This window comes from Mesorhizobium sp. AR02 (genome assembly GCF_024746835.1).
In the GTDB taxonomy this organism is placed as follows: Bacteria; Pseudomonadota; Alphaproteobacteria; order Rhizobiales; family Rhizobiaceae; genus Mesorhizobium.
This window is the reverse complement of record NZ_CP080530.1, coordinates 51,326-69,895: the sequence shown is the minus strand read 5'-3', so window position 1 is coordinate 69,895 and position 18,570 is coordinate 51,326. Positions and strand designations below refer to the sequence as shown.

The window sequence follows — 18,570 nt, the reverse complement described above, 5'->3', positions numbered from 1 at the left end:
ATGATGGCTCGTAAAATCACCCGCACTCACCAGTCCCGTCGTGCCCCACGGCATGAGTTCGCCGGAATAGAAGTCGTCGGTGCGCTTCTGACGCCTGACATGTTGGGTCGCATTGCTGCTTTCGATGCGAACGATCAGTCTGATGACGGCTATGGAATACCGGTGGGGCTCAAGCTCCGTGACGAGGTTGCTCGTTACTACCGGATAGGCGAAGCGCTGTGGTCTCGCTTTACTGCCGCTAAAAGTCAGAGCGTCGGGGCCTCAGAACGGTTTGTCCTGGAATTGCTCCGTCAGTGCTTCGGGTTCGATTCAATCAAGCCACAAGCGACCACTTTGGTCGGTGAGCGGGAGTTTCCGGTTCGGCATGTGGCGCTGAATGGTCGCGTACCGATCGTGATCGCGCCTGCTCCGATCGATGGGGCTCGACGCTCTGGGTTAGAGGAGAGCTTTGTCCAGCTCGGTGACGGATCAAGACGGCGATCCGCGACGCTACTTCTCCAAGAATATCTCAATTCTATGGAGGACGCCTGCTGGGGGCTGGCCAGCGACGGCGTCAGCCTGCGCCTCCTGCGGGACAATATCAGCCTCACGCGCCCGGCTTGGATTGAGGCGAACTTCGCAAAAATCTTCTCGGAAGGGCTGTTTCCGGATTTCTCTGCACTGTGGATGCTGATCCATCAGAGCCGTTTCGGAATCAACCAAACCGCCGTTGTAGACTGCTCCTTGGAGCGCTGGCGCGACCGTGGACGGATCGAGGGCGTGGCGGCTCGTGACAAACTTCGTCAAGGCGTCGAAGCGGCTTTGCTCGAACTCGGCAAAGGCTTCATCGAAAATCCGCAGAATGACTTGCTCCGGCAAGCGCTGCGTGACGGATCGCTAACCCGGCAGAGCTTCTTCGAGGAGCTCCTGCGCCTTGTCTACCGTCTGATTTTCCTGTTTGCGGCGGAAGATCGGGACCTGCTCCATACCCCCGACGCAACCCGCGAAGCCAAACGATTCTATGTGGAAGGCTATTCGCTCGGTCGGCTGCGGGAGCGCTGCATGCGACGGGTCGCTTGGGATCGCCACGTCGATACGTGGGAAGGCTTGAAGGTGACGTTCACGGCTCTTTCCCGCGGTGAGGCAAGGCTTGGCCTACCTGCACTCGGGGGACTATTCGCTGGCGGCGTGGTTGCGAACCTCGATGGAGCCCGGATCGAGAACCGGCGCTTTCTGGCAGCGGTATGGCGGCTCGCCTGGTTACGCCCCTTGTGTCAGCCGCTAACGCGAGTCAATTGGCGCGACATGGAGACCGAGGAACTGGGTTCGGTCTACGAGAGTCTTCTGGAACTTACTCCGCTCGCCAGCGCAGACACGCGCACTTTCGAGTTCGCAGAAGGTGATGAGACCAAGGGCAACGCTCGCAAGATATCGGGCAGTTATTACACGCCCGATCCGCTGGTAAAGCTGCTTCTCGATTCGACGCTCGATCCAATACTGGACGCCGCCGAGGCGCGGGGCGGGGATGATCCGGCAGGCGAAATCCTGAAGCTCTCGATTATTGACCCTGCTTGCGGCTCCGGACACTTTCTTCTTGGCGCTGCGCGCCGCGCTGCAGCAAGGATCGCCAAGCTGAGAAGTCCTGGCGCACCCAGCCAGACGGAGTTCCAGCATGCTTTGCGCGAAGTTGTCTCGCATTGCATCTACGGCGTTGATCGCAATCCCATGGCGGTTGAGCTCTGCAAGGTCGCGATGTGGATCGAGGCGCTCGAACCCGGAAAGCCGCTGACCTTCCTTGATGCTCAAATCCGTTGCGGCGATAGTCTAATCGGCGTTTTCGACCGTTCGATGCTGGAGCGCGGAATTCCTGATGAAGCGTACAAGCCGCTCACTGGCGACGACAAGGAGATGGCAAAGACATATGCCCGCTACAACAAGCAGCAGCGTGACGGGAAAGGTGCGACAGGTTTTCTCGCTGAATTGCGACCGCCAGCTAGTCTCACGCGCGCGGATTGTCTGTTGGCGGAGATGCCACAGGAGACACTAGAGCAAGTAAGCGAGAAGACCCGCAGTTTTGGCGATATCCGCAAACAGGATGAATGGGTTCGCCTCAAGTCCTCGAGCGATCTTTATGTTTCCGCCTATTTGTATACGGCGGCATTCTTTTCCCCGAAGCCGGCACCTCACGCGGTTCCCGGCGTCGACGATTCAAAAATGCCGCTGACGGAGCATGTGTGGAAAGCTGCTGGTGGGAATGCGGTTCCGCTGAACCTGCTTGAGGGAGCCAAGAGAACGTCCGATGCGGTTGCAGCCTTTCACTGGCATATCGAATTCCCTCGTATATTTGACTCCGGTGGCTTTGACGTCGTGATCGGTAATCCCCCTTGGGAGCGGATCAAACTTCAAGAACAAGAGTTTTTCGCTACGCGTTCGCCGAAGATCGCCACGGCTGCCAACAAAGCCGAACGGGCAAAACTGATCAAAGAGCTGGAGAAAGCCGAACTAGACAGCCCCGACGGGCGACTATGGACAGAATTTCAATTTGCCAAACGCACTGCTGAGGCGGCGAGCGAATTTGTCCGTAGCTCCGGGCGCTACCCGTTGACTGCGAAAGGAGACGTAAATACCTACGCGCTGTTTGCGGAGCATTTCGCCAGACTGACAAAATTAGAAGGTCGTGCCGGCGTCATAATACCCACCGGGATTGCGACTGACAGCTCAACATCTGGCTTCTTTGGGGACCTAATATCCCGAAAATTTATCCGCAAGTTGTATAGCTTTTACGAGATCCGGAGATGGTTCAAAGCAACTGATGATCGAAAAGCTTTTTGCATTCTATGTATGGGGCAGGCGGATTCCCCAGCTGAATTCTGCTTCGACATAGATACAATTGATGACTTAAAGAACCCGGAGCGCCGGTTCGATCTGACAGCAACCGAGATAGCCCGAATTAATCCGAACACCCTGACGGCACCCGTGTTCCGTTCGCGTGCGGATGCGGAGCTTACGGCCAAGCTATACGCGGATGTCCCGGTGCTAATCGAGGAGCGCCCCCAAGAAGATGGCGGCGCCGTGAATCCCTGGGGCATTAAGTTCCAAACGATGTTCCATATGTCCGGCACTTCTGGCTTGTTCCGCACTCAAGAACAACTGGAAGCTGAGAGCTGGACGCGTGAGGGGGCCGATTGGCTCCGTGGGACCGACAACGGCTTCGAGCGCCGCGTCCCGCTGTTCGAAGCTAAGATGGTCCATCATTTTGATCACCGCTGGGCGACATTTGATACAGGATCATCCGACGATGACGACGGGGCTCGTGACAGTGTCCTGTCGGAAAAGCAAAGCCCAGCCTTCGAACCTTCGCCTCGCTATTGGGTGCCAGAGTCTGAACTGGCCATGCGGGCCGCGCGCGTGCCCGCAAGCTTGAAGCGGGCCGTGCGTGAGGACTCCGCCGAACGTGTCCTCAAGAGTCTCGCTGAATGGCTTGTCGGCTTTTTTGCTTGTGAGGGGCGCGTAATGCGGGAGGGCGATCTTACCCGCATCTTTAATGGGAATCATCCATGGCGGTCGGTGCTCGGCACATCGCCTGACCGTTTCCTGCTCGATAGCAAAACGCGCGCGACAGGCGCGATAATGCAGCGAGAAACGCCGCTTGTTGCTGATGATATCAATCTTCTAATCGGCGAGTCTGGCGACCCGCTCAATTTGGCCAATTCCCTTATCGAACAAAAGCAGCCTCGCTGGCTGATGGGTTGGCGCAGAAACGCGAGGACTACCGACGAGAGAACTTTGATTGCCAGCGTGCTCCCTAAAGTGGGTATCGGCGATAGTGTCTTTCTGTGGACCTGCGCGGATGTCAGTGCCCAGCACTCCGCAGCCTTCATAGGTCTATTCTCATCGCTCGTTGCCGACTTCGCTGCAAGACAGAAGGTTGGAGGTACAAACTTAAGTTTCTATTTCATAGAGCAATTCCCAGTGCCTCCGCCCTCGACTTTTCTTCCTTCTGATCTCGCCTTCATTGTGCCGCGTGTACTAGAGCTAAGTTATACTAGCCATGCCATGCGTCTTTGGGCGGAGGACCTCGGCTATTACGGCGCACCCTACGCATGGGATGAGGTTCGGCGTGCGGTGCTCCGCGCCGAACTCGATGCCTGCTTTGCGAGAAAATATGGGCTGAGCCGCGACGAGTTGCGCTACATCCTCGACCCCACAGACTCAAAGGGGCCAGATTACCCCTCTGAGACGTTCCGTGTGCTGAAGAACAAAGAACAGGCCCGTTACCACGAATATCGCACTGGGAAGTTGGTTCTTGCCGCATGGGATCGGCTTGCCGCCACTAATATCGGCACAACGCCTATCGAGGTGCGCGCTCAAAGTGTCGCGCCATCGATGCTCCGAGACGGCGCGTGGGCACGTCCGCTGCCAGCTGGACCTGGCGATGCCGGCGCCATGCTTGCGGCAATCCTCAAGACCATGAATGGACCATTGCCAGCGCGTCAGGTGCGCCTTGCGGCTATATTAGGACTCGAACCGCGACTGCTGCTGCCCCACCTGGACGCTAGTCAGATAGTTCAGTGGCAGCGGCTCGTCGGCGCAGAAGCAGCTCCACTCACGGGCAATGCCACGTCATTTGTACCGCGGGTCGATCGGAATTGGGGCGCGGCCGTAATAGCTCATCGTGGCAACGGACGGTTGGTCGAAAACCTGACGATCGGCACATGGGCACCTGGCCCAGGCCTCGGCCTAATCAATACCGCGGGTTGGCCGGATGGACGCGCTCGATTGGTGATGGGCGTGCTGTCGCAGATCTCTACGGACACTTTGGTCTCGGCCATGCCAGAGGAAATCAGGGGGTGGGTTGATGCCGAGGCAGCCTGAGCTTCTTGAACCTCCGTCACTTTCAGTGCAGCCCTCGCAAGGGCAGAATGGTCCTCGCCTCTGGGTCAAACGTCTGGCCATATGGGATGAGCCCGGTGGAGAAAAAATTCGGGACATTGCGTTTCGTCCGGGGCTCAACATCATCTGGTCCCCCGACAGCGGCGATGCGCTCTCTTCGGAGTCGCCGGCCGGCGCGATTGGACATGGCAGTGGGAAGACGCTGTTCTGCCGGCTTCTACGATATTGTCTCGGGGAGGATCGTTATGCATCCGAAAACCAGCGCGCACGCGTTGGCGCCGCATTCCTGAACGGAATCGTAGGCGCAGAGATCATGTTGGACGGGATATGCTGGGCCATTGTCCGACCGCTGGGAATTCGTCGTCGCCACATGGCCGTGGCCGGTGGCGATCTCGACGAAATCGCGGCAGGAGAAGGGATCTCGACCGGGCTAGAGCCTTTTCTCGACGCGATCGAGCAGGGCATTCTGACCACAGGGCTGGCGGCACTTATTTCGGGGCAGCATTCCGACCGCCAAAGTTGGCCGATTGCGTTGGCGTGGCTAACGCGAGACCAAGAGTGCCGGTTCGACGACGTGTTGGATTGGCGCTCCACTGTGTCGGACTCCGACTCGCCGGTGCGAGGTATGACGCAAACGGAGAAACTTGATGCACTCCGCGCCTTTGTTGTCGCGATCACGCCGGAGGAACACGCCAAACGTTCTGAAGTGGCCAGCCTCGACGATCGGCGTCGAACAATGGATCAGGAGATCGGCCACCGCCGTTGGGAAATTGAGAGAAGCCAGAACCGGCTGACTGTGGCTCTCGGCTTAACCGTTGAGGAGGTGACCGCAGGCCCGTTTGCCATCGAGCAAATGCGCAAGAAAGCTCAAGATCACCTCGCAACGGCGGCAAAACTTCCCCAAGGTCAGCCTGGGGCCGGTGTCGAAATCGCTCGACAGGAACACGAAAAAGCTCAGGCAGAGTGGACGCGCCTGGATGGAGAACGCATCCGTATCCAGGCCACAATACCGCTCGTAGAGAAGCTTCACAGTCAGATTCAGGGCGAGTTGCCAGGAATTTCTTTCTCTAGGAGTGAGGCGGAGAGTCCCGTTTGTCCGATTTGCGAGGTGCCTATCGACCGCACGTTGGCCGAAGGCTGCGGGCTTTCCCATAAGCTTCCCGACCTAGAGGCATGTGTGCAGCGCTGGGAGCAGCGCAAGAAGAGTTTCGATGATGAGACAGAGAAGCTTGTCGGGTTGCGATCTGAGCAAACGCAAACATTACAGAAGCTTGCTCTGGCCAAACAGCACGCGGATCAATTGGGCGACCGCGTCGCGGCTCTTGAGCAGGCCCGCGACACCCGTGAAGGAGCTTGGTACGCTGCCCAGCGGCTTGCCGATGATGTCGAGCGTTTTGCGGAGTTGTTTGGCGCACAGGAAAACGCGACGAAGGCGTTGCGGGAGGTCGTTTCGAAGCTTGAGACAGAAAGAAGTCTACTGGGCGTTTTCCGCGACAAGCAGGCTCGCGTTTTCGGTCGGATAAGCGAGAAATTTGATCCTATTGTCCGGCGCCTAGTGGGAGCCGACGCCAAGGGACACGTTGCGCTGAGTGGCAATGGGCTTGAGCCCAATGTGAATATGGGTGGAGATCGATCGACCGCGGCAATCGATTCACTAAAGGTGTTGGCCTTCGATCTAGCCATATTGTGCCTGAGCATTGAGGGTTCAACGCGTGTTCCCGCGTTTCTCGTTCACGACAGCCCACGCGAAGCCGACTTGGGGCTAAGCATCTACCATCGGCTGTTTCGGTTGGTGACGGAGATCGAAGCATTCGGCGAGGCACCCCAGTTTCAGTACATTGTAACGACGACTACGCGCCCACCCGAGGATTTGGCTGTTGAACCTTGGATTCGCCTGACGCTTCGGGGATCGCCAGGCACAGAACGCCTCCTACGTCGTGATTTGTGAGGGGGAGTTCATGTCGCTATCTCAACTCGAACGCATCCGCCTCGATAAGGCCGCCGTAGATGAGGGCTTCGGCCTCCGACGGGCAGATGAGGGCAACTGGGTCTGCTATGATAGCCTGGGCGCCCCAGCTTCAATACGCCTGACCTGTGCGGACGGAGAATATGTGGTTGCGGTCAACCATGCCGGTGTTGCCACCGACTTACATACGCGATGGGAAAGGTGGCAAGGACTCAACAATTCTCAGCCGTTAGGTTTCGCAGCGTTCAGTGTCTCAGATACGATGCCACTGCATCGATTGGTACGCGAGATATGGCAATTGGCACGCGCACTGCCCATCGAACCATTGCGCGTGTTCGAGGCGGAGACTCGCAATCTACCTCGAACGACTGAGATTGAACGTCTCGTGATTCAACGTGTCGGCCAGAATATCTTTCGCGATGCATTGTTTGCATATTGGGGCGGTGTCTGCGCTGTGACGGGCGTATCCGAGCCACGCCTCCTTCGTGCCAGTCATATAAAGCCGTGGGCGCAATGCGAGACGGACGCGGAGCGTTTGGACGTCTACAATGGGCTGCTGCTGGCCGCTCACTTGGATGCTGCTTTTGACGCAGGTTTGATAGCGTTCAAAGACAACGGAGAGATATTGATCTCAGATAATCTAACCGAAAGCGATCGACGGGCGATGAATATCAATAGCAGCCTGGTACTTCGTCAGGTGGGAATTAGCCATTATGAAAATCTCAGTTGGCACCGTCGAAATCTATTTGCTTCAGCGGTGTAAACTAGCAGTTGATGTTAGTATTCATTTGTCTTGTCTGAAATACTGTCGTCGCGATCGGATTTGGGCCGATAAAGGGAAGCCGCGTACGCGGCCTTTATCAACCAAAGACAGCTACGGCTGATTTGATGATGATGCCGCCATACGGGCTTCGGCGCATCTGACGACCCGTGGCTGTGCGAAAAACATATGTCAATTGCAGCGCAGGCGGCACGCGCGACCACAGGCGAGATTGTTAGCGCAGTATGCGACACGCCAGAGTGCCAAGGGAGGACAGTTGACTAGAGGGGATGAAATTGTTGAAGCGTTAGACGCGGCGCTCGATCGCCTACGACGCATTGGCTATGGTCCCTATGCCAGGGCAGATGTGTCCTCAGTGATAGATCCTTTGGGATCCCGAATCGAAACATTCTTGCGGTCGGTTGCCTTCCCATGTCGTCACGCACGGACAACTTCTTCACGCTGATCGAACAATTTAAGTCGACGTCACTTCATGGGGATCGCGTGCCACCGCTGCATGCAATGCGCGACCTTTACAATCGTTCGAAGCATAAACCTCAAGAACCCCTAGCTCTCGGAGAAGCGATTCGGACCGTGCAAAACACCGTCGTCACATTGAATGATGTTTGCGCGCTTGGGATCGGAGCTGTCGGGACACCGTTCGAACGAGAGTTAATGTATCACCTTTGGATTGCGTTTTGGGATAACTACGCAAACGGCGTCACCGAGGCAGCCATCATGCTTCCCAGCGACCATTGGACCTACGTCGGAACGGTCGACACGTTGCATATGGACATCCAATCATGGGATGCCCTGAAGGCCAAATTGCTGGCCCATCCCCGGTTTCGAATGGGAAAGGATCATTTCGAGCCAAAGGTTTGGGAAGGCTTTCATGCCGAGGGCGATTTTCTAAACGCGGGTGTTTGGGACGGCGACTATGGGGAACTGGTCCGACTCGTTGCGCCGTTCGATGATAGCAGCATCGGCGAAAGAATGCTCCCAGGCCTAGCTCGCCACGACAGTTTGACGTCGATCGGCACGGCCCTAATCGCGGCCATGATTGACATTGTCCGCAGCTCCTCGGAGCCAATGTCGAGAGATGAACTGGCCGAAGCCATCAAGACCAGGGCGAATTCTGAGTATGCTATGCCGCGCGATAAAGGGAGCGTCGCGGAAGCTGCGGCGCAAATTGCCACTTTGGTCGACACCGTTCCCCTGGATCAGCGGCAGCGTCTGGCGGGACCGGTTCTTGTTCTTCGGCGGGGTCCCAAGAAACCTACAATGTTGGCTGGGCCGCCTTGGCTCGATCTCGACGGGAATGCCGTTGTTCTAGGTTTCAGCGATGGCATCAGCATTAATGTATCGATGCCCGCCACTCGCACTTAGGCCGCGCGTTTGGCGGAGGCTAGTCCCACGCCGATGTCCCCCTTCCCGCCATCGATATATGGCGCCTGCTGAACCACCGCGGGGTCACCCCGAGCTGTGCAGGCTCGGCGCTGATTGCGAGAGAGGGAAGTTGCCCGACGGGGCATCAGCGACAGCACATCGATAGTCTGCATGGCTCATATCGTGGACGTCGCGGATTTCTTGCGTTTCGCCAAGTCGCGCGCCAATCCGTTGTACAGGACGATTCGATTATTGGATCGCGGCTGTTCCCGATCGGCCCCGTTACGTCGTACTCTGCAACTTCAAAGAGTTCTGGACTACGACTTCGACAAGCAACTGGGCGAACCGGTCGACAAGGTGACGCTCGAGGATCCTCCCAATGTCCCGCTGCATTTAAAGGTGAGACCTCTCGCCTAATGATATCAAGCCCTTAGCCTTGTATTTAAATTGAGAATTTGTATTTAATTTGAGATTCGCGCTTGGCTCGCTGCAGTTAATGTGAGATTTAGACGGTCTAACGTTAGCTTGAATTGTTCGCAGGCGGCATGGGCGACGACACCAATGATGATTACGGAGAGCGAGCGCGTTGGAACGAGGCGTGCCGGCGCGAAGAGGCACTCCGCAAGCTCGTGGAGCGCTATCCAAAAGGTCTGAGCGGGCAGGCTGTAGCGGATCTGGCGTGGGAACTGGACCTCAGCCGGGCCACTCTCTACAGGATGATAAAGCTGTTTCGAGCAGGTGGCACTGTAAGTTCACTGATGGACCGCAAGCGCGGTCGGCGCGAAGGACATCGCGCCCTCGACAAGGATCGAGAAGCCCTCGTGCGACGAACGATTGAAGGCTTTTATCTCAGGCCGACACGCCCGTCCTTCGCGCAGTTGGTTCGCCAGGTCCAAATCGCCTGCGCAGCGGCCGGCCTTGCTCCACCAAACTGGCGCACCATCAAATCCCGTGTTGAAGAGGTCGATCTGCGGGTGAGGGGGCGTAAGCGCGGCGAGAGCGAGGTCGTCAAGGCCACAACGGCCACGCCGGGTGCCCTTTCGGCGTCGCGGCCGCTTGAGCTTGTGCAAATCGATCACACCAAAGTTGACGTTTTCGTAGTCGACGAAGACACGCGTCTGCCGCTCGGACGGCCTTGGCTGACGCTAGCGTTGGACGTCTTTTCTCGGATGGTGACGGGCCTCTATTTGACCATGGAGGCGCCCTCGCGACTATCAACAAGCCTCTGCGTACTGCACTCGGTATTCGATAAGACGCCATGGTTGCAGGAGAGGGGTATCCATGAAGCGTGGCCAGTGGCCGGTTTGCCGGGAACGATACATGTCGACAACGGCGCGGATTTTCGTAGTCATGCATTCGAACGTGCTTGCCGGGACAACGGCATACAGATCGATTGGCGTCCGCCGGGGACGCCCCATTTCGGCGGCCACATCGAACGGTTGATTGGCACGCAGATGGGCGCTGTTCACCTGCTGCCGGGATCGACCTCGAGCAACATCGAGGAACGGCGCGAGTACGATGCCAAACGCCATGCGACACTGACGCTTCGAGAGCTTGAGCGCTACATCGCACTTGAGATCGTTGGGCAATACCATCATGCTATCCATGGCGCGCTCCGTCGGCCACCGATTGCGGTCTGGCGGCAGCAGGAGAGCGAGTTGGTGTTGCGCCTGCCGAACGATCGTATGCAATTCTGGATCTCCTTCCTGCCGGAGGCAGAGAGAACGTTGCGCCCGACCGGCATCCATCTTTTCAACATTCGCTACTGGTCTCCCGCCCTGGCCGCCGATATCGGACGGGACAAGGGCCGCCTGATTGTGAAATACGACCCCCGGGATTTGTCGCGCGTTTTTGTTAGGCGTCACTCCGGCAGCTTTGTTGAGGCTCGCTATGCCGATGTGACACTCGCGCCCATTACGCTGTGGGAGGCGCAGGCTGCCCGGCGCAAACTCAACGCTCAGGGCAAACGCGAAATTGACATGCACGTCCTTGTTCGTACCGCGCTTTCGCAGCGCGAACTGATCGAAGAGGCGAAACACAAGACACAAGGGCGTCTGCGGCTTGCGAAAACGAATGTGGATGACGATGAAGTGGGCTCGCTTCGGGGCGTCGATTCAAGCAAACCTGTCCCCTCCGTTGAAGATCTGGATTGAGCCCCTTTGAGCACGGATAACGTCCACCTGACGCAGGCGGCCAAAGACCTCCTAGGCGAGCCTGATATTGTGCGAGTTCGCGCAATTCAGGCTCGCCGCTGGATTTTTTATCCGCGCGCCAAGCAGGCGCTCGATCGTCTCAACCTGCTGGTCGACCATCCTCGCGGCACGCGCATGCCCTCGGTGGCCATCTACGGCGACAGTGGTATGGGCAAGACTATGATCCTGGAAAAATTCTGCGACAACAACCCGTCCCGTTTTGATCCGACGACCGGCGTACAGGCGATACCGGTCCTGGCAATCGAGATGACCGGGAAGCCAGGTGAGCGCCGTTTATATGCCGGGATCCTGGCTGCACTTGGCGCGCCACAGGCACCCCGAGCCGACATCGTGCAGATGGAGCAAGCGGCGTTGCGGCTTCTGAAAACGGTCGGCGTCCACGTTCTTGTGATCGATGAAGTACATAACATTCTCGCCGGCTCGTACCGCGAACAGCGGGTCGTGCTGAACACGCAGCGATTTCTCAGCAATCGGCTTCAGATCTCCCTCGTTTGCTTCGGCGTAGTCGAAGCGCGCGAAGCGATAAGTGGCGACGTGCAGCTTGCCCGCCGATTCGGCGAACTGACCTTGAATAGGTGGGCGGCCAACGAACTGTTCGAAGCACTAGTTTCGTCCATTTTGCGGAATATGCCGCTGCGCCGACCGACGGTGCTGACGCCGAAATCTCTACGCCGAATTCTGCAGATCAGCGGCGGCATCACTGCAAACATTTTCCAGGCGGTCACGAGCCTGGCAGCCGAGTCGATCGAGAGCGGCTTAGAGCATATAACCGATGAAGCAGTGGAAAGTTGGCGCCCGCCAGTTAGCGCCGAAACAGCGTACGCATGATCCGAGAGCTTAGCGGCACAAGGCCGCTTTCAGTCATTCTCAAACCCGTCCCAGATGAGCTCCTGTCGTCGTGGATCACGCGCCATGCCGATTTCTATGGCGTCCCACCGCTCACGATGCTTCGCCATGCCATTCCGGAGGCAACATCTTTGTGGCAAGCCGATACAAACCTTAGGCCAACCGCCGCCGTTCACATTGCGAGGCTGTTTCGATCCCAATCTTCGACAATCTTGGCAATGACCACGTCTGGGTTCCCACAATCGGCAGCGCGGCTCGTCGCGCCACGCGCCATTCAATGCTGCATCGCATGCTCCGAGCAAAACAGCTTGCGAGGAGCCGCAACTGCGGTACAGCGAAGCTGGATCGAGGGTTGGCGAATAACCTGTCCCGTTTGCAGGCAACGGCAGCAAGATAAGAAGGAGGGAGCATCTGCCTTCACAAGCACCTTATCGCCGTTCGAGAATCTTTGGGTAGATGCCGTCCATGGCGAGGAGCTCATCGATGAGTCGCTGAGGGGAGCATCTGTCGGTGGGGTATCGCCAATCGATATCGCTCGATTACTGCTCATCAGACGATGCCCAAAGCCCTCCCATCATCAGGCATCGATACGCAACTCCACCATCCTTGGCGCCGTCGTTCAAGGTTTCGATGAGCTTGTAGCCGAACGGGGTCTCCCAAGACCTAGGATTGCAAGACCCATCTTGCCTATCGGACTTCGCATGGCGCTGCTCGCTGGTATCTCAATCGTCTATCGAGCAGGGCCCACGTTAGTCTCAGAACTCAAGCGTCAAACGCTTGGCGCCCACTACACGCGATTCGCTGCAATCGGGGCAGGCCTGTACTCTCAGCACTGCAGGTGAATTGAGACTCAGGGGCCCTGAATCTCATGATTAGGTGCAGTGGTCGCGGTAACTCGGCGCAATCTTACATTTAAGTGCAGTGCGACAATGGTTGAAGATCGCAAATTCGTCCCCGCCATCTGGTGCACTTTGGGCAATCATCGTTGCTTCCTCATTTGAATATTTGAATATTGACTTGGGAGACCCACCGGAACGGGTGCGGGGCTAAGGGAGCGTTCGATAGGGCCGATTGTGATCATGTACTCGCTATCATGCAGCCCCTAAAATGGGCGATCGACCCGGAGGGCTTGCCCTCGCGGCAACTGGTTGTTGCGGGGCAACGAGAAGCTCTGGCTATCACTGACCATTTGAATCCTCCAGGCGAACTGCCGCCTCGCGTCGCGTTTCACGAAGAGGACTTCTCAAAAATCATGCCAATTGCGCCGAGGGAGCCTTAGAAATATTTTTCTGAGTTTTGTTCAATGACTTGACCCGGGGTGCAACAGGCAGCCAGGCCGAAAACAATGTGTCGTGGATTCGACAAACACGACAGGTAGGTGTCGTTTGCCCGGCGTTTTCTCAGGAATGGCGACGGGGTTTAACAACGGGACTGGTAGCGGATCATCTTGCGATCGGCGACCACCATTCGATTCACATGATGGGGAGCCGAGCAGTTCGCCAGTGTGTGCAATTCTCTGAATCCGAGGTGCCAAGCTGAGGCATGTGGGATAGGTTTGTTTCCCAAAGCCTCATCATAGCACCCAACCCAGAAAGTAAACTGATGCGAGTTTTCGTGGAACGCTCCGGAGCGAGAATCTCTGTGCCGGCGAGCGGCTCGGATCGGTTCAAGTATCACATAGAGCAGCTTGGTCGCCGCGTCGTCGCTGGGGAAATAGCCCCTGGCCCTGACAGCCCGTGGAAGTTTCGAGTTTAGTGCCTCGATTGAGGTCGAAACCGGTATGAGGGTTCTCGGTGCCGATATCCGGCTGCGGTTTCCAGGATCGCGGCGTATGGTGCGTATAGCGCGACCATCCGGGACGGAGGCACCGGGGAGCACGAAGGTGCGGTCCGGCCGATCCACACGATGGAGTCGAGAGCTCGTGTTAGGCACCTGATCCCGAAGTGTCCGCACGCCGATCTGTGCAACGTCCGCGAGCGCGCCAGCCAGTGCACGACGATGAGCGGTTCGCTATCGAGTGGTATGTGCGCGAACTCCAGCGATCAGGCGTCTGCTCACCGTTACCGGTGTCAACTTGGCCGTGGCAGCGAGGCTAATGGGGCGATCGGCGACATTGCTCGCTTTAAGCGCCCCCAGAAGCTGGTCACAGCGTCAATCCGCGTGTGCATCAGTCCGGCGCCGCACATCATGGCCGGAACAGCAAGGTCGACGCTGTCAAAAAATTACGTGAGATGGCAACACGACACATGCGTTCTTCGTCCCTAAACGGGCGAAGCGCGGCCATCAGGTTGCCTCGCTCGCAAGCTGACTCGAGGCTGACCTTCTTGATATCTGGTCCGCGCACTGGCGCATGAGCAGCCGTCCAACCTCGGTTGAGCCAGCGAAGCTGATCTTGCGGACACTGGGGTTTGTGGAGAGTTCATGGCCCACCCCATCACCTTCAGAAGCGTAGATCAGGTTAACGACGTAGCAAAGCGTCTCCACCCGAGTTATTGCCATGATGATCCGGCAACACCAAACAGCGCCGCTTGACCCGAGCTCGCGCGACCCCGGGTGGGGCGCATAGATGAACTCGGTGACGACGCGTGTTCAATCACCGTCTCGTCTCGCTCTCGGGCTCAACTGCAAGTTTCGCCTTGCGCTGACTCCGGAGAATGATATAGTTCATTAAGAGATTAATATAATCCAATCATCGGCTGATACTGCAATGCATCACAGGATAAATGCGGTTTCTTCCCCTTTTACCGTCTTCGAGTCGGACGTCTATCACGCGGTCATGGAACAGACGCTGAGCCAGCTTGGCCGCGATGGCAGTTGCCCGCTCCTGCCACTTGCAGACGGAAATCCAAGAGCGATCGCAGCATCATGGCGGTCTCGCCCGTCGTCAGGCCAAGACGTGAGGCCGAGCCACACGCCATTCAACCTCATCCAGGAGATCGACGCCCAAGCGGAGCGATGCCCCGTCCACGTAATAACCGGCGCCAGGCATTTGGCCAGCAGGATCATGGCTGAGGATGGGGCGCGGGGCCGCTGTCACTGGTCAGCCGGGGCGACGTTCTGGACAGCGGTGGAGCGACGCGCTCGGGTGTACTCGCTGGCCAGGCTCAGGCCCAGCAGTTCGTCGGCAAAATCGTTGCCATGACTGAGCCGCGCTCCATTGCCATCATCGGCGGGGGCCTGATCGGCGTGAGCTGCGCCCTCTTGCTGGCGCGGGAAGGACACCGCGTCACCTTGATCGAGGAGGGTCTCATCGGCCATGGCTGCTCTTGGGGCAACGGCGCCCAATACAATGCGGGATCGTCTTTCCCCATGGCTCATCCCGGTGTCATGTGGCGTGCGCTGCTTTGGCTCGCCGATAAGAACGGCCCGGTGCGCCTCGCACCGCGTGAACTAGCCCGAAACCTCCCATGGCTCGTCCGCTTCCTGCGCACCGGCCGCCCGGAGGCCTGGGAGGCTGCCTATACCGCGTTGCACGCTCTCCATGCACCTTGTGCCGCGCTTTATCGGGACATGCTGGGGGGTACTGAGTGGAAACGGGTGTTCCGGCCAAACGGCGCCCTCCATGTATGGCGCGGCGCTTCACCTGGCGCACTCGACGGCCTTGTGGACAGGCTGAGGGCCGCGCATGATGTTGCCTTTGCGAGGCTCGATGCCGAAGAACTGCGCGAGTTGGAGCCCGGCTTGTCCCGCGACTACCGGCGCGGGATCTTTTTTCCCGACAGCGGCCATGTGACCTCACCTCGAGCGCTGGTAGAGGGCCTCATGGAGCGGGCCGCTGCATTGGGCGTTGCTATACGCAAGGCGCGGGTCGAGGCTATCGAGCCTGGCACCGAAGGTGTAACGCTCCAAACAAGTACAGGGTCCCACCCCTGCGGTGCGGTGGTCATTGCAGCCGGCATCGCCAGCCGCGACCTAGGGCGCTCCCTGGGAATTTCCCTGTCGCTGGCCAGCGAGCGTGGCTATCACCTGACCATGCCCGGCATTTCCGGCGCGATCAGCCGTCCCGTGACCGACGCCGAATCGGCCTTCGTTGCCACGCCGCTCGCAGAGGGATTGCGCATTGTGGGCATAGCCGAATTCGATGCCCCCGATGCGCCGCCGAGCGAGGGGCAAAGCGAAAAGCTGCTGGCCTGCGCACGCGCCATGCTGCCGGGCGTGCCTGTCAGCATGGCGCAACGCTGGATGGGTGTGCGGCCCTCAACCCCAGACAGCCTACCGATCATCGGTCGCCACCCCCGCCATCGCAGCATACTGTTCGCCACAGGGCACGGCCATATGGGCATCAGCGGCGCGCCCATGACTGCTACCTTGGTTTGCGATTTGATCGCGTGCCGGGTGCCTCGGGTGTCGTGCGCCCCTTATCGGCTCAGGTGAGACATTCAATCGTTCAACAAGCAGGGAATCAATGCTATTGCCTTGGCGCCTATGTGCCTATATTTGTATGGTTCATTTTTTATAATGACATAATATAATCCGAGGAGTAGGGGACGCCACCTTACCGGCATGTGATCTCAGACTCTGTGAAGGACATAAACATGGACAAAAAATTCGCGCTCCTGACCTCCTGGGAGGGGACCATAAGACCGGTGGTGGAGGCGAAACCGCTCGTCTCACAGTCTATTGGGGTGCTGGCCCATGCTGCCGCGCGCAGCTCGATCGCGTGATGGGCACCGCCGCCGGCCCATGAGCGTTTGAAATGCGCCCTGTTATAAGAGCGCAGCCAGTTAGAAGCCTTCAGTCCGCATGCTCTGGTGCAAGTTGTTGATGATCTGGATCAGGAGCTCGCACGAGCCAATGCGCTGCCCTATGGTCTCGCGGGAGATGATTTCGCGGCGTACCTTGCATTCGACCGATATGTACTGGAAGAGTTTGCGGTCGGCGTCATCGGGATCAATCCATGGTCGTCACTATTCCCGAAACGTGCGGAAGGCAGCATTTATGGATTGAGACCTGTACGTGAGAAATACGTCGGCCACCTTGAGATATAGCGGCACAACTGAAACGAACTGGGAAAGTGAAGGGCCGCTGATGGGCTTGGACAGGATGAAGTCTTCCGGATGGCTGCCACAGCACTTGTCAGCCGAGGGGCCACGTTATCTAGCCCTGGTGAATGCGCTTGAACAGGATGTCAACGGGGGCAGGTTGACTGACGGTTCCCGCCTACCCCCGCACCGGGAGTTGGCCGAGCAGCTCGGCATATCCGTCGGCACCGTGAGCAAGGCCTACAAGGAGGCCGAGCAGCGCGGCATCATCAGTGGGCACGTGGGGCAAGGCACCTTTGTGCGCCGTCGCACCCTCGGCCGCGGCGGGGCAACCGATGCGCGGGGCCCAGTGAACATGGCGTTGAACGTGCCGGCTGATGGGCGCGAGACCGAGATTCTGTCGGGACTGCTGACTGAAGTGGCGCGCATCCGTGACCTCGCGCCCCTCCTGGCCTACCATCCCCACGGCGGTATCGTGGAGCATCGCGAGATCATTGCCGCCTCTGTCTCCGACGGCTCTTTCAATGCAGACCCCGCGCGCCTGTTTTTGTGCAACGGGGCTCAGCATGCGATCGACATTGCGCTGCGTCTGGTGGCGCGACCCGGTGATTCCATCCTAGTCGATACCCTCACCTATTCCGGCTTCAAGGCTACCGCCGCGGCCAACCATCTCACGCTCGTCCCCGTAGCCATGGACGACGAAGGCGCCGATCCTGACGCTCTGGAAACAGCCAGCCGGACTTCTGGCGCGAAGGTGTTCTATTCCACGCCGACCTTGCAGAGCCCCACGGCTCGCACCATGAGCCTTGCCCGCCGGCGGCGCATCGCCGAACTGGCTGACAAACTCGACCTTACGATCATCGAGGATGACGTCTATGGCTTCTTCTTACCGGAGCGGCCGGTGCCGCTCACGGAGCTCATTCCCGACCGCAGCTTCTATATCACGTCCTATTCCAAATGCGTCGCACCGGGGTTCCGCCTTGGCACGCTGACGGTGCCATCGGCCTTAACCAAGCAGACCGAACTTCTCCTGCACGCCTCGTCTTGGTTCGTGGCTCCCATGCTCAGCGAGCTGGCGGTGCGACTGATAGGAAGCGGCAAGCTGGACGACTTGGTGCGCGAGCGGAGGCAGCAGGCGCTCGATCGCTATCGTGTGTTTTCCGACATTTTTCCGACGGTAGAGAGGCTGAAGTTCCCCCCGTTTTATGGATGGCTGCCATTACCCCCAGAATGGTCGGCGGTCGGCTTCGCCTCTGCCGCGCGCGGCCACGGCATACTGGTCACGCCCCCCATCGCGTCCATGGTGGACGACGCCGATCCCGGCGGTATCCGCGTCTGCCTCGGCGCTCCAAAGGACCTTCCCGAGTTATCAAACGCGCTGTACACCCTCCACGAGATCATCGCCCACCCACCCCTGAACGTGTTCTCAGTCGCCTAGTGGTGAAAGCCTGACGCTTGGTACCCGACGCGTAGGGCAGTTCAGGGTGGAAAGTGGAGTGCACCCCTGGACATCGAAAATAGCGGACAGTTCGCCATGTTAAGAAC

General features: G+C 58.3%; 13 protein-coding genes and 3 pseudogenes. 12 read left to right on the top strand and 4 right to left on the bottom strand.

What is annotated here, in order from left to right:
• Positions 1–3 precede the first annotated feature (3 nt).
• Genes DBIPINDM_RS00305 through DBIPINDM_RS00295 form a run of 3 tightly spaced genes read left to right on the top strand, consistent with a single transcriptional unit; the run spans position 4 to position 7,601 of the window.
• Entirely contained in the window at positions 4–4,854 is a 4,851-nt protein-coding gene (locus DBIPINDM_RS00305) for an Eco57I restriction-modification methylase domain-containing protein (protein WP_258580960.1), read from the top strand.
• Positions 4,838–6,820: a chromosome segregation protein SMC gene (locus DBIPINDM_RS00300; protein WP_258580959.1), complete on the top strand. Its 1,983-nt coding sequence runs from the start codon at positions 4,838–4,840 to the stop codon at positions 6,818–6,820. Before DBIPINDM_RS00305 ends, DBIPINDM_RS00300 begins: the two co-directional genes overlap by 17 nt.
• 10 nt (positions 6,821–6,830) lie before the next feature.
• Complete coding sequence (locus DBIPINDM_RS00295) at positions 6,831–7,601, top strand: HNH endonuclease (protein ID WP_258580958.1); 771 nt, start codon at positions 6,831–6,833, stop codon at positions 7,599–7,601.
• Positions 7,602–7,698: 97 nt separating this feature from the next.
• Here DBIPINDM_RS00295 and DBIPINDM_RS00290 read toward each other — a convergent pair.
• Positions 7,699–7,824: pseudogene (locus DBIPINDM_RS00290) on the bottom strand (IS1595 family transposase); the annotation flags it as partial.
• Between the two features lie 206 nt (positions 7,825–8,030).
• On the opposite strand from DBIPINDM_RS00290, the gene DBIPINDM_RS00285 reads away from it, so the two are divergent.
• The 5 genes from DBIPINDM_RS00285 (at position 8,031) to DBIPINDM_RS43500 (ending at position 12,885) form a co-directional block, all read left to right on the top strand.
• Complete coding sequence (locus DBIPINDM_RS00285; protein ID WP_258580957.1) at positions 8,031–8,984, top strand: hypothetical protein; 954 nt, start codon at positions 8,031–8,033, stop codon at positions 8,982–8,984.
• Between the two features lie 171 nt (positions 8,985–9,155).
• Positions 9,156–9,401, top strand: a complete 246-nt coding sequence (locus DBIPINDM_RS00280) for a hypothetical protein (RefSeq protein WP_258580956.1) — start codon at positions 9,156–9,158, stop codon at positions 9,399–9,401.
• A gap of 128 nt (positions 9,402–9,529) precedes the next feature.
• Complete coding sequence (locus tag DBIPINDM_RS00275) at positions 9,530–11,137, top strand: Mu transposase C-terminal domain-containing protein (RefSeq protein ID WP_258580955.1); 1,608 nt, start codon at positions 9,530–9,532, stop codon at positions 11,135–11,137.
• A 6-nt stretch (positions 11,138–11,143) separates the two neighbouring features.
• Positions 11,144–12,025, top strand: a complete 882-nt coding sequence (locus tag DBIPINDM_RS00270; RefSeq protein WP_258580954.1) for a TniB family NTP-binding protein — start codon at positions 11,144–11,146, stop codon at positions 12,023–12,025.
• Complete coding sequence (locus DBIPINDM_RS43500) at positions 12,022–12,885, top strand: TniQ family protein (RefSeq protein WP_416361688.1); 864 nt, start codon at positions 12,022–12,024, stop codon at positions 12,883–12,885. Before DBIPINDM_RS00270 ends, DBIPINDM_RS43500 begins: the two co-directional genes overlap by 4 nt.
• An 826-nt stretch (positions 12,886–13,711) precedes the next feature.
• On the opposite strand, the pseudogene DBIPINDM_RS00265 reads toward DBIPINDM_RS43500, so the two are convergent.
• The 3 genes and pseudogenes from DBIPINDM_RS00265 to DBIPINDM_RS00255 form a co-directional block, all read right to left on the bottom strand.
• Positions 13,712–13,810: pseudogene (locus tag DBIPINDM_RS00265) on the bottom strand (transposase); the annotation flags it as partial.
• Between the two features lie 541 nt (positions 13,811–14,351).
• Positions 14,352–14,509, bottom strand: a pseudogene (locus DBIPINDM_RS00260) (aldehyde dehydrogenase family protein); the annotation flags it as partial.
• Between the two features lie 567 nt (positions 14,510–15,076).
• Positions 15,077–15,301 carry a hypothetical protein gene (locus DBIPINDM_RS00255; RefSeq protein WP_258581258.1) on the bottom strand — a complete coding sequence of 75 codons (225 nt, stop codon included), beginning with the start codon at positions 15,299–15,301 and terminating at the stop codon, positions 15,077–15,079.
• Here DBIPINDM_RS00255 and DBIPINDM_RS00250 point away from each other — a divergent pair.
• From DBIPINDM_RS00250 to DBIPINDM_RS00235, 4 genes are all read left to right on the top strand, one after another.
• Positions 15,230–16,417, top strand: a complete 1,188-nt coding sequence (locus DBIPINDM_RS00250; RefSeq protein WP_258581225.1) for an NAD(P)/FAD-dependent oxidoreductase — start codon at positions 15,230–15,232, stop codon at positions 16,415–16,417. The genes DBIPINDM_RS00255 and DBIPINDM_RS00250 overlap by 72 nt on opposite strands.
• A gap of 161 nt (positions 16,418–16,578) precedes the next feature.
• Positions 16,579–16,707: a hypothetical protein gene (locus tag DBIPINDM_RS00245; RefSeq protein ID WP_258580952.1), complete on the top strand. Its 129-nt coding sequence runs from the start codon at positions 16,579–16,581 to the stop codon at positions 16,705–16,707.
• Positions 16,708–16,794: 87 nt separating this feature from the next.
• Positions 16,795–17,031, top strand: coding sequence for a hypothetical protein (locus tag DBIPINDM_RS00240; protein ID WP_258580951.1), 237 nt, complete (start codon positions 16,795–16,797; stop codon positions 17,029–17,031).
• Between the two features lie 40 nt (positions 17,032–17,071).
• A complete protein-coding gene (locus DBIPINDM_RS00235) occupies positions 17,072–18,463 on the top strand; it encodes a PLP-dependent aminotransferase family protein (protein WP_258580950.1) in 1,392 nt (463 codons plus the stop codon).
• Positions 18,464–18,570: the final 107 nt, after the last annotated feature.